Source organism: Asaia sp. As-1742 (genome assembly GCF_011753235.1).
GTDB classification, from domain to species: domain Bacteria; phylum Pseudomonadota; class Alphaproteobacteria; order Acetobacterales; family Acetobacteraceae; genus Asaia; species Asaia bogorensis_B.
This window is the reverse complement of record NZ_VWWA01000003.1, coordinates 442,196-454,417: the sequence shown is the minus strand read 5'-3', so window position 1 is coordinate 454,417 and position 12,222 is coordinate 442,196. Positions and strand designations below refer to the sequence as shown.

The window sequence follows — 12,222 nt, the reverse complement described above, 5'->3', positions numbered from 1 at the left end:
ATCTGACTAACAATTCTGTAATGCCATATGAACGCCTATTTGAAACAAGAGTCACATCCAAAATGTGACATACTTATCACTCCTGTGTGATATCCTCAGTGCGAATGGCCGAGGCCCAGATCAGGAATTTTCAGGTGCTTTCGCGAATGACCAGCTCCGGAGCAATAACCTGTCGCTCGGGGCGTCGCGTGGGCCGCGCCATACGCTTTTGCAGCAAACGGGCCGCAGCGGACCCAACCAGACGTGGTTTGGTAGCGATCGTCGTAAGCGCAGGGAAGGCCGCTGCCGCTGCCGCGAGATCGTCCATTCCTATGACGGCAAAACCGCCCTCGTCACGACCACCCACCCTGATCCCCCTTCGCCGAAGCTGGTTCATGAGCGCGAGGGCCATGATATCATTGTAGCATATGGCCGCTTCCGGCGGTTCGGGTGAGTTGAGCAAACTGTCGAGCCTGCGCTCATCATAGCAACTGTCTCTCGTCCCATCGATGACAGCCACGTTAGTGAGGTCCAGACGCGCACATGCCTCGCGGAAGCCCTGAACACGAGCCAGTGCGGCAGAATGCGTGTCCATATTACCAACATAGACCACGCGTTTTCGCCCCGTGCGCTTCAGGTGGGTGAGGGCGACATCAATCCCGGCGGCGTAGTCTACCGTAACATAATCTCGCTGTGCGCCGGGAATTTCACGCAAAACCTGCACGAAGGGGAGACCGAGCCGGTCGAGATCGGCAATCAAGCTGGCATCGCTGCCGATCGACGGGCAAATAATAAGCCCGTCAATATTATGTTCACGCAGGCGTTGGATCTGTCTGGATTGTCGCTCCGTAGACTCACCGCTATCAGCGATGAAAGAGACAATCTCCTGTATGTCGTTCACGTCCTCTATGCCAGCTGTCAGCGTGCTGAAGAACGGATTGGCAATATTCGACAGGACGAGACCGATGGTCCCCGTGCGGTTTTGCCGAAGATTGGCGGCACCCCGGTTATAGATGTAGCCAAGGCTCAGCATAGCGGCCTGGACCTTTTCCCGCGTAGCAGGAGCAACCAGCGGGCTGTTGCGCAGAACGAGGGAGGCTGTTGCACGCGAGACGCCTGCCTCACGGGCGACGTGCAGAAGGCTGACGGTGGTACCGCCATGGTCAGACCTCATTACACAAAGATCCTTCATTGTTTATAATGGCAAAATAACGGAAATATCAGCTAGATACCATTCGCCGTTAACAAAAAACGAACATGTGGGACAGAACATGACAGATCAACAACATTAGGAACTCTGCTTTCACGAACTCAATGCATCATAATATTCTTGTTTTCCAACTTATTTAACCGTGATATTTTTGTAATACTTTGAAAAGCTATGATATTCATGCAGTTTGTCACTGGACCACACTGCCCGCGTGTCATAGAAGCTGCCGAACCTTCAGCCCGGGTCGCCGCGACACTGATCATCCTTGTCCCTGCGGTGGCTTGATGGACAAACGGTTTTTAACGGTCTTTGCGCTCATCAGTTAATCACAAGCTGGCGGGTGTGCACATTTCGATCCAATGACGGGAAATGCGCCTCCCGTCTTAAGAGGTTTTCAGAGCGCGTAGAATAAATTGGGGGATTCTCTCTTGGCAAAAGCAGCCCGGTCCCGGACGACCACAGCACGTAAGAAAACTCAGCCAGACACCCTCGTTTCGGCCTCCGTGCAAAAGACGGTAGCTGTCTCTGAGCGCACGCTGCCGGCAGAGGCAACTGAAACCGTTTCTGGCCCCCTCGCCGGAGGGGAGAACCTCCCATCTGCACCGCTTGCAGAGAATGCTGCAGAACAGCCCCCCGAAGCAGATGTAGCGCAAGAATCGGCCTATCCCGCCGAGGCTCTGTACTTCGACGCCAACTGGTATCTCGCTGCTTACCCAGATGTCGGTGCTTGCGGGATGGATGCTGTCGAGCACTTCATGACCCATGGCTATCTCGAGGGCCGCGACCCCAACGGCCATTTCAGCGTTGCTGAATATATCGCTGCGAACCCGGACATTCCCTTGACGATCAATCCATTCCTGCACTTCATCATGCATGGTGCTGCCGAGGGCCGCAGGCTTCGACCCTGAGCGAGATCAGGGCAAGCACCATCTGGCAACCAGACAGCCAAGGATGACATTGGTGCTTACCCGACGCTCTATACTGGCCGCGACAGCGGCTGCCCCCTGCCTGTACGGGACCAGCCTTGCCGGAACGCTTGGGCATAAAGGCAGTGCCCATGCCCATAAGCAGGCAACGTCTGGCGTATCAGGTGGTAGTTACGCTGCCTTTCTCGATACCCTGCGCAGCGAGGCCATAAGCAAGGGAATCGCTGCATCAACTCTGTCACGCGCCTTTGCCCTGACGCGTGAGCCCAATGCACGCGTCATCAAGCTCGACCGGCATCAACCGGAATTTACCCTGACCTGGGCGCAGTATCGCGAACGTGTGATCAGCACGACACGCATCAGCCAGGGGCAGGCCGCTTATCAGCAGCGTGCCCAGATGCTTGAAGCCACGGGCAAGATGTACGGGGTCGATCCACGGGTCATCGTCGGCATCTGGGGTCTGGAATCAGGTTTCGGTCGCAAGATCGGCACATTCTCGGTCATCGATGCACTCGCGACTCTCGCTTATGACGGCAGGCGCGCCAGCTTCTTCCGTGGCGAGCTGTTCAAGGCGCTTCAGATTCTCGATCATGGCGACATTCAGCCAGAAGCAATGCTCGGCTCTTACGCAGGGGCAATGGGGCAGCCGCAATTCATGCCCAGCGCCTATCTGCACTACGCCGTTGATGCCGACCATGATGGCAGACGCAATATCTGGACCAGCGAGCAGGATGTATTCGCCTCTGTTGCCAATTATCTGCATGGCAGCGGCTGGGAGCCCGACGCTCCCTGGGGACAGGCCGTGACGCTCACGAAGGACATCCCGCAAGGGCAGCTCGGACGAGGCAACAAGCAGACGCTCGCCTCATGGATGGCGCTTGGCGTGCGCCGGGAAGATGGCTCAGCCTTCTCGCGCAGTGATGTAACGGGCGCTGTTATTCGCCCAGATGGTCCCGGCACGGACGCCTTCATGGTCTATCGCAATTTCGATGTGATCCGGCGTTATAACCCGTCCGATTTCTATGCTCTCGGCGTTGGGTTGCTCGGCTATGCGGTCGCTTAAGGGTAGCGCGGCGCTTGTGGGCGCAACAATCGGACTCGCAGGGTGCCATCATCATGAAACACCCAGACAGGCCGCACCCCATTACATGGTAGGCAGCGCCTGGCAGGGAAGTGACAGCTGGTTTTATCCTGCCGAGCATTTCGATCTCAATGAGACGGGCCTTGCGGTGATTGCCGCTGCGCCGAAAGGGGGCGTTACGGCAGATGGCGAAATCTGGTCGCCTGATGCCATGACGGGCGCGCATCAGACGCTTCAGCTTCCGTCTGTGGTCACGGTGCGCAATCTTGCCAATGGCCGCATGGTCAGGATCAGGCTGAATGATCGTGGCCCATCAAGCGCGGCACGGGTGCTCGCTGTCACGCCGCGCGTGGCGACCCTTCTTGGCATGGATACAACCCCGACGCCGGTCGAGATTGTTCAGGACGAGGCCATGAGCCGCCAGATTGCCGAGTCCAATCCGAATGCACCGAAACTCGAAATCAGCGCAGCCCCACGCGAGGCCATCACGGCGCAGTCGCTCGATGATGGCACAACGCAGACGCTTGGCATGAAACAGAACGACCGTGAGGCCGGACGCCAGACGCTTTATGTGCCCGACATGCCGCAAACGGTTATGCAGGGACAGGCCCAGATGCCCTATTACCGTGTGATTCTTGGCAGTTTCTCGGGGCATGCAGCGGCTGCACGTGTGGCTGCACAATGTGGCGCTGACATCAGCCAGACAGCGGGTGTGGCGGGATCATTGCCGTGGACGGTTGCGTTGGGCCCCTTCACCGCTGTATCCGAGGCGGACAGGGCATTAGCCCAAGCGCGCCAATGCGGTGGCACAGGCGCGCATATTGTGGCCAGGTAAGGTGTTGACGTGCGGACAAGACGTTTTCTGCTCTCGGGTGCGGCTGGGTTAGCCGTTTCAAGTCAGTTTGCTTTCGCGCGCCCGCGACGTGGCAAGGTAGCGTCCAGCGCTGCGGCGGCAGCCACCCCGACTGCTGCCACAGCCAGCACGGCCACACCGGCATCCACGCCGATCGGCCCGCTCGATACCGTAGCGCGCTGGGCCTGCATCATCGATTTCGATACGGGCGCAACCCTGCTGGAAAAAGCAGCGGACGAGCACATGCCGCCATCCTCTCTCACCAAGATGATGACCGCCTATATCACGTTCGGCATGATCCGGGCGGGCCATCTGAGCCTGACCCAGTCTCTGCCGGTCAGTGAGAAGGCATGGCGCACACAGGGCTCGAAGATGTTCGTGCCTCTGGGCCAGAGCGTGACCGTTTCGGATCTGATTGAAGGCATGGTCATTCAGTCCGGCAATGATGCCTGTATCGTACTGGCTGAGGGCATTGCCGGGTCGGAAGAGCAGTTCGTCAATCTGATGAATCAGACGGCCGCCAAGCTTGGCATGACCAACACTCACTTCATGAACTGCACCGGCCTGCCGGATGAGTCGCAGTATATGAGCGCACGTGATGTCAGCCGCGTCGCGATGCACCTGATCCGTGACTACCCCGAATATTACCATCTCTTCTCGGCCACGGAATTCACATATAACAATATCAAGCAGGGCAATCGTAACGTCCTGGTGGACAAGGGTCTGGCCGACGGACTCAAGACCGGCCACACCGATGCTGGCGGCTATGGTCTGTGCGCCAGCTCCAAGCGTGATGGCCGTCGCATCATCATGACCATCAACGGCACGTCCTCCATGAATGAGCGCGCTCATGAGGGCGAGCGCCTTCTTGGCTGGGCCTTCGCCAATTTCGAGAACGTCACCCTGTTCCATCATGGTCAGGTGGTCGATCATATGCCGGTCTATATGGGCGAGGCCGCCGAGGTCGCGCTTGTCGGCACCCGTGATATCGTGCTGACCCTGCCGCATGGCTGGCAGCAGCGCAGCAGGATCAGCGTGGAATATCCGTCACCCGCCATCGCCCCTGTCATGGCCGGACAAACGATCGGTGCGCTTGTGCTCCAGAATCAGGGGATGCCGGATATCCGCCTCGATCTCGTCGCCGCCAATGCTGTGCCGCGCCTCGGGCTGGTGGGCCGGGCCCTTGCACGACTGGGCCATGGCCCCAAAGCCGCGCCCCATAGCTGAGGCGTGAGCGGGCTATTCATCACCTTTGAGGGCGGCGAAGGGGCGGGGAAATCCACCCAGACCCGCCTTTTGCACGCGGCCCTGATTGCCGCAGGGCATAAAGTACTCCTCACCCGCGAGCCCGGTGGCTCGCCGGGGGCCGAGGCCCTGCGCGAACTGATCCTGTTCAACGAGGCGCCTCTTTCCCTGCGGGCGCAGGCTCTGGCGCATATGGCGGCGCGCGCCGATCATCTCGACAGCGTCATCCTTCCTGCCTTGTCGCGGGGTGAGATCGTGATCTGCGATCGTTTCCATGACTCAACCCTTGTCTATCAGGGCTATGGCCTCGCCAGAGGCGATCCGCCCACGCTTGCGTTCATCCAGTCCCTGCGGGCCCTGCTGGCCTGCGAGCCCGATCTGACCCTGATGCTCGAAATTCCCCCGGCAATCGGGGCCGCTCGCGTGGCTGCAAGGGGCGGGCGGCTGGACCGTTACGAGCAGGAACAGGAAGCCTTCCATACCCGTATTGCCGAGGGCTTTGCGTGGGTCGCCCAGCAGGATCCGGACCGGGTCAAACGGGTCGATGCCTCGCGAACCCCGGAAGAGGTCGCTGCCGGGATCATGGCTATCGTCGCGTCTCGTCTGATCGGCTCACCCATCGACACGCCACCCTGCGGTTCATGAGCGGCGCTGAGAACCCGGCTGCGACTGCCCTGATCGGGCATGAGGCGGAGAAAGCCTTGTTCCGGCAGGCGCTGGAATCCGGTCGCCTGCATCATGGATGGATGATTCATGGCGATTCAGGCGTCGGCAAGACAAGCTTTGCCTTCGACTGCGCCAGAGTGCTGCTGAATGGTACGGATCGGCAGAGCAGTGCCGGACGACAGATTACAGCAGGCACCCATCCCAATCTTTTGCTGATCACCCGGCGCATGGACGAAAAGCGCAAGCGCATGCGTCAGGAAATCGTGGTGGATGACGTCCGCCCCGTGCAGGATTTTCTGCATCATACGGCTGCGGACGGATCCTGGCGCGTCGTCATTGTCGATGCCGCCGAAACCCTTAACCGCAACGCGGCCAATGCGCTGCTCAAGCTGCTCGAGGAACCGCCCACCGATACGGTGTTTTTCCTGACCTGTCCGGCACCCTCGGCCCTGTTGCCCACCATCAGAAGCCGTTGCCGCCTGCTGGGGCTGGCCCCGCTAACCACCGAGCAGACGGCCGCCGTGCTCAGGGCCCAGGGCAGGAGCGTTGCCGAACTCCAGACCCTCGTCGCGCAGGCGCATGGTGCGCCCGGCCGCATCCTTTCTGCCGATCAGGGCACAGACAGAGCGGCCCGCGATCTCGCCACGGCGCTCCTGGCGACCGGCGAAACACCCGATGCAGACAGTCTTGCCGCTTTCCTGCGTCACGATGACGGTTTTGCCGTGCTCTGTTCTTTGCTAGGAGAGGGGCTTGCAGACCGCGCCAGAACACTGGCGGGGCAGGGGAAGCTTGCCGAGGCCAGCCAGGCCGCCGAGGCTTTCTCCGCCCTTCAGGCGCTACAGCGCGAGACCGAGCGGTTCAATCTGGACAAGAATCAGGCTGTCAGACAGGCAGCCGCCATAGCGAGTGCTCCATGACCTCACGTTATTACGTCACCACCCCCATCTATTACGTGAATGGCGCACCCCATATCGGCCACGCCTACACTTCCATCGCTGCCGACGTGCTTGCGCGGTTCAACCGTCTGGATGGCAAGGACGTGTTTTTCCTGACCGGTACGGACGAACACGGACAGAAGGTGGAACAGGCCGCCCAGACTGCCGGTATCGATACCCAGAGCTTTACGGATGGCATCGCAGCCGATTTCCGCAGCATGGCGGATGCGATGGGCATTTCCTATGACGATTTCATCCGCACCACCGAGCCGCGCCACAAGCAGGCCGCCCAGGCATTGTGGGAAAAAGTCGCCGCAAATGGTCATATCTATCTCGACGCCTATGAGGGCTGGTACGCGCTGCGCGACGAGTGCTTCTATTCTGAAGACGAGCTGACAACGCATGCGGATGGCCGCAAGACAGCCCCGACGGGTGCGCCCGTCGAGTGGGTGCGCGAGCCTTCCTATTTCTTCCGTCTCTCCGCGTTCGAAGACAGGCTGCTGGCGCTCTATGAGCAACACCCGGAATTCCTCGGTCCAATGGGACGGCGCAACGAGATCGTCAGCTTCGTCCGTCAGGGGCTGAAGGATCTCTCCATCAGCCGCACCAGCTTCAAATGGGGTATCCCGGTCCCGGGTGACGCCGATCATGTCATGTATGTCTGGTTCGACGCCCTGACCAACTATCTCTCGGCGCTCGGCTATCCCGATTTCAGCGCTGAGCGCATGAAATACTGGCCGGCCTCGGCACATATCGTCGGCAAGGATATCATCCGCTTCCACGCCGTGTTCTGGCCCGCCTTCCTCATGGCTGCCGAGATCGACCTTCCACATTCGGTTTTCGCCAATGGCTGGTGGACGATCGAGGGCGAGAAAATGAGCAAGTCGATCGGCAATGTCATCGACCCGCGTGATCTGGTGGCCAGCTACGGCCTCGACCCTGTGCGCTTCTTCCTGCTGCGAGAAGTCCCGTTTGGTGGTGACTCCGATCTCAGCAAGCGATCCTTGGTCAATCGCCTGAATGTGGAACTCGCCAATGATCTCGGCAATCTGGCCCAGCGCACACTGAGCCTGATCGCGCGGAATTGCGACGCCACATTGCCTGCCTTTGACGCGCTTAGCGAAGATGACAACGCGCTTCTGGCCAGCGCATCGCTACTGCCCGAACTCCTGCGCGGTCAGATGGGACGCTTCGCCCTGACTGACGGCCTGGAAGAAGTCTGGAAGGTTATCCGTGCCTGCAACAGCTATATCGACCGTCAGGCCCCCTGGGCGCTGAAGAAGACCGATCTTGTGCGTATGGCCACGGTTCTGCGTGTGCTGCATGAGGCCATGCGCCATATTGCCATCCTGCTGCAGCCTTACATGCCGGGGACCATGGACAAGCTGCTCACGCAGCTGGGTGTTGCTGAGACCGCACGCGATTTCGCCTCCCTTGCCACGCCGCTCGATGCCGGTATTGCGCTGCCCGCCCCACAGGGTCTGTTCCCCCGCTATGTCGAGCCCGAGACTGCAGCGTGACGGTCCACCCCATGACAGGCCTGATCGACTCCCATTGCCATCTGGACCGTCTGGACGACGTGCCTGCCGCGTTGGCACTGGCCCGCGAACACGGACTGGCAGGCATGGTGACGATTGGCACTCGTCTCTCACGGGCGCAGACGCAAATCGACCTTACCCGTTTTGACACGCCCGAATTGCGGGTCTGGTGCGTGATCGGCACCCATCCCGACCATGTGGGTGAAGAAGCAACGCCAGAGGTCGGGACGATCATCCGTCTCGCAGCGCCAGATCATGTCATCGGCATTGGAGAGTCAGGGCTGGATTACCTGCATGGCGCGCCGTCGGTGCGCGACGCGCAGGCCCATAGCTTCCGGGTTCATATCGATGCCGCCCGCCAGACCGGGCTGCCGCTGGTGATCCATGCCCGAGAAGCCGATGATGACGTCGCGGCCATTCTGCGTGACGAACATGAGAAAGGGGCTTTTCCCTTTCTGCTCCATTGCTTTGCCTCAGGAATGGAGCTGGCCCGGACGGCCATTGATCTGGGGGGCTATATCAGCTTTTCAGGGCTGTTGACCTTCCCGAAATGCGAGACCATCCGCGAGGTCGCACGCGCCTTACCTGAGGAGCGACTGCTGGTGGAGACCGACAGCCCGTTCCTTGCGCCTGTGCCAAAACGCGGCAAGCCGAACACGCCGGGCTACGTGGCTCACACTGCAGCGCGGCTGGCGATGGAACGCGGCATGGAGAATACCGCTCTAGCCGAACTCACCACACGTAACTTTCACGCCTTGTTCAAGCGTGCCGCATGAAAGTCACGATCCTCGGTTGTGGTGGTTCCGGCGGCGTCCCCATGGTTGGCGGCGCACAGGGTGAGGGGATCTGGGGCGCGTGCGACCCCACCAATCCCCGCAACGAGCGAACGCGCTCCTCCATCGTCATCGAGGCCGAGAGCGGCAAGCGTTTGCTGGTGGATTCAGGACCCGATCTGCGCGCCCAGCTCCTGCGCCAGAAAATCGGCGTGGTCCATTCCGTTCTCTACACCCACGAACATGCGGATCATGTGGCCGGGCTGGATGAACTCCGCGCCATCAATCGCATGCTCGATGCACCGCTTCCGCTCTATGCTACCGATACGGTCATGCACGAGCTTGAGGCGCGCTACAGCTATGCCTTCCGGCCGTGGAGCGGTACCGGGTTTTTCCGCCCTGTGCCGGAGCCGCATCTGATCACCCCCACCGACAGGCTGGCAATCTGCGATCTCGATTTGCAGCTCTTCGAGCAGCGCCATTACCGTATTCCGACGATCGGCCTGCGCTGCAGCGATTTCGCCTATTCGACCGATGTCGAGTATCTGAGCGAGGAATCGCTGGAGGTTCTCTCAGGCGTAAAAACCTGGATTGTCGGGTGTTTCCAGTATGAGCCCCATGTCGCTCATGCCTGGGTTAATCTGGTTATCGAATGGTGTGCACGGCTGAAACCTGAGCGCACAATCCTGACCCATATGGGACCTGCGCTCGATTACGAGACACTCCGCCAGCGTCTGCCTGACGGCATAGAGCCCGGCTATGACGGCATGGTTCTCACGGTTTAAATATTTCTTCGATTAACCGTTTTTTTGTTGAAGCGCGGCTCTACATCGCGATAGCGTCAGCATATCGGGTGAGTCCGGTACCAATTTTCATAGCGAGAATTCCCCTCAAATCCGGTCATTCCGGCCAGTTCCTGACCATGTTGGAGCATTTAGTGCTTCCGCACCCTTTGTCGTCTCTCAAAGCCTGACTTCCCGACTTATCGCCTGATTTCCTATCGGTGGGTGTGACCGTTTCGCCCCCGACTTAGTGGCAGGCCTCATCGGAGCATACGAGTCATGAGTGCATTCTCGGACGTCTTTACGCTGGCCTCTTCTTACCGTGAGGAACGCCGGGAAACAGAGATGTCACTGGCTTCCTATCTGTCTCTCTGCCGTGAAGACCCCGGCTGCTATGCCAGCGCCGCCGAGCGCATGCTGAAGGCGATTGGCGCACCGGTCATGCTCGACTCAGCACGCGACCCGCGTCTCAGCCGTATTTTCATGAACCGCACTGTGCGCACCTATCCGGCCTTTGCCGATTTCTATGGCATGGAGGACGCGGTTGAGCAGATTGTCGGGTTCTTCCGTCATGCCGCGCAGGGGCTGGAAGAGCGCAAACAGATTCTCTACCTCCTTGGCCCGGTGGGCGGCGGCAAGTCTTCGCTTGGCGAGCGCCTCAAGACCCTGATGGAACGTGAGCCCATTTATGTGCTCAAGGCAGGCAAGCAGATCAGCCCTGTGTTCGAAAGCCCGCTTGGTCTGTTCGACCCGGAGCGCTACGCGGACTCGCTCCAGGCGCAGTACAATATTCCCCGCCGTGTCCTGACCGGCATCGCAAGCCCCTGGGCGCTGAAGCGACTGGAGGATTTCGACGGCGATATCTCACGCTTTACCGTGGTGCGCCTCAACCCGTCGAAGCTGCGTCAGATCGCTGTCGCCAAGACCGAGCCCGGTGACGACAACAATCAGGATGTCTCCGCCCTGGTCGGCAAGGTGGACATCCGCCAGCTCGAAAATTTTAGCCAGAACGACCCTGACGCCTATAGTTTCTCCGGTGGGCTCAACCGCGCCAATCAGGGCATTCTCGAATTTGTCGAGATGTTCAAGGCCCCCATCAAGATGCTGCACCCGTTGCTTACAGCAACGCAGGAGGGGAATTATGTCGGCACGGAGAATATCGGTTCGATACCCTTCACCGGCGTCATCCTTGCCCATTCCAACGAGGCGGAGTGGCAGTCCTTCCGCAATAACCGCACCAACGAGGCCTTTCTCGACCGCGTATGCGTCATCAAGGTGCCTTACTGCCTGCGGGTGACCGAAGAGTCGAAAATCTACGAGAAGCTGATCCAGTCTTCAGCTCTGGGCGACGCCCCCTGCGCGCCGCACACTCTCGAGATGCTGGCGCAGTTTGCGGTACTTTCACGGCTGAAATCCCATCCCAACTCGACGCAGTTCGCAAAGATGCGCGTCTATGATGGTGAGAATATCCGCGAGACCGACCCCAAGGCCCGCGCCATGCAGGAATACAAGGATAGTGCCGGTGTGGACGAAGGCATGGAGGGCATCTCCACGCGTTTCGCCTACAAGGTCCTGTCCGCCACGTTCAACCATGACCCCTCCGAGATTTCGGCTGACCCGGTGCATCTGATGTATGTGCTCGAACAGGCCGTGCGACGCGAACAGTTCCCGGCTGAGGTCGAGGCGGCATATCTGGCCTCGCTCAAATCCGATCTGTCACGGCGTTATGCCGAATTCCTCGGCAATGAAATCCAGAAAGCCTATCTGGAGAGCTACAATGATTACGGCCAGAACCTTTTTGACCGCTATCTCGATTACGCGGATGCCTGGATCGAGGATCAGGACTTCAAGGACCCTGACACAGGCCAGTTGATGAACCGCGATCTGCTCAACGCGGAGCTCAGCAAGACCGAAAAGGCAGCCGGCATCGCGAACCCTAAGGATTTCCGCAATGAGGTGGTCAAGTTCTCCCTGCGCTCGAGGGCGAGCAATGGCGGCCGCAATCCGTCCTGGACCAGCTACGAGAAAATTCGTGATGTGATCGAAAAACGCATGTTCAGTCAGGTCGAGGATCTACTGCCGGTCATCAGCTTCGGCTCGAAGAAGGACAGCACGAGCGAGCGGAAACATGACGAGTTTGTCAGCCGCATGGTCGCACGCGGCTACACTGAACGTCAGGTGCGGCGACTGGTCGAGTGGTACATGCGCGTCAAGCAGTCTGCCTGATCTCTCTT

At 59.6% G+C, this 12,222-nt stretch carries 11 protein-coding genes; 10 read left to right on the top strand and 1 reads right to left on the bottom strand.

Annotation, left to right across the window (positions count from 1 at the left end; translation table 11 throughout):
* Nucleotides 1–130: 130 nt before the first annotated feature.
* Nucleotides 131–1,153, bottom strand: a complete 1,023-nt coding sequence (locus F3J08_RS06945) for a LacI family DNA-binding transcriptional regulator (protein ID WP_166928917.1) — start codon at nucleotides 1,151–1,153, stop codon at nucleotides 131–133.
* A 464-nt stretch (nucleotides 1,154–1,617) separates the two neighbouring features.
* On the opposite strand from F3J08_RS06945, the gene F3J08_RS17140 reads away from it, so the two are divergent.
* The 10 genes from F3J08_RS17140 (at nucleotide 1,618) to F3J08_RS06895 (ending at nucleotide 12,214) form a co-directional block, all read left to right on the top strand.
* Entirely contained in the window at nucleotides 1,618–2,097 is a 480-nt protein-coding gene (locus F3J08_RS17140) for a hypothetical protein (RefSeq protein WP_240149180.1), read from the top strand.
* Between the two features lie 43 nt (nucleotides 2,098–2,140).
* The gene (locus F3J08_RS06935) at nucleotides 2,141–3,178 is read left to right on the top strand and encodes a lytic transglycosylase domain-containing protein (RefSeq protein ID WP_166929025.1); all 1,038 of its coding nucleotides are present in this window, start codon (nucleotides 2,141–2,143) and stop codon (nucleotides 3,176–3,178) included.
* Nucleotides 3,165–4,031 (top strand): RlpA-like double-psi beta-barrel domain-containing protein, encoded by an 867-nt coding sequence (locus tag F3J08_RS06930; RefSeq protein WP_166928916.1) that lies wholly within the window; start codon nucleotides 3,165–3,167, stop codon nucleotides 4,029–4,031. The genes F3J08_RS06935 and F3J08_RS06930 overlap by 14 nt, the downstream gene beginning before the upstream one ends.
* 9 nt (nucleotides 4,032–4,040) lie before the next feature.
* Nucleotides 4,041–5,276, top strand: a complete 1,236-nt coding sequence (locus F3J08_RS06925; RefSeq protein ID WP_122039441.1) for a D-alanyl-D-alanine carboxypeptidase family protein — start codon at nucleotides 4,041–4,043, stop codon at nucleotides 5,274–5,276.
* Nucleotides 5,277–5,279: 3 nt separating this feature from the next.
* A complete protein-coding gene (gene tmk, locus F3J08_RS06920; protein ID WP_166928915.1) occupies nucleotides 5,280–5,939 on the top strand; it encodes a dTMP kinase in 660 nt (219 codons plus the stop codon).
* On the top strand, nucleotides 5,936–6,877 hold the full coding sequence (locus F3J08_RS06915) for an AAA family ATPase (RefSeq protein ID WP_166928914.1): 942 nt from the start codon (nucleotides 5,936–5,938) through the stop codon (nucleotides 6,875–6,877). Before tmk ends, F3J08_RS06915 begins: the two co-directional genes overlap by 4 nt.
* On the top strand, nucleotides 6,874–8,415 hold the full coding sequence (gene metG / locus F3J08_RS06910; protein ID WP_166928913.1) for a methionine--tRNA ligase: 1,542 nt from the start codon (nucleotides 6,874–6,876) through the stop codon (nucleotides 8,413–8,415). Before F3J08_RS06915 ends, metG begins: the two co-directional genes overlap by 4 nt.
* Before the next feature lie 11 nt (nucleotides 8,416–8,426).
* Nucleotides 8,427–9,209, top strand: a complete 783-nt coding sequence (locus tag F3J08_RS06905) for a TatD family hydrolase (protein WP_166929023.1) — start codon at nucleotides 8,427–8,429, stop codon at nucleotides 9,207–9,209.
* On the top strand, nucleotides 9,206–9,991 hold the full coding sequence (locus tag F3J08_RS06900) for an MBL fold metallo-hydrolase (protein ID WP_166928912.1): 786 nt from the start codon (nucleotides 9,206–9,208) through the stop codon (nucleotides 9,989–9,991). Before F3J08_RS06905 ends, F3J08_RS06900 begins: the two co-directional genes overlap by 4 nt.
* A 276-nt stretch (nucleotides 9,992–10,267) precedes the next feature.
* Nucleotides 10,268–12,214, top strand: coding sequence for a PrkA family serine protein kinase (locus F3J08_RS06895; RefSeq protein WP_166928911.1), 1,947 nt, complete (start codon nucleotides 10,268–10,270; stop codon nucleotides 12,212–12,214).
* Nucleotides 12,215–12,222 lie beyond the last annotated feature (8 nt).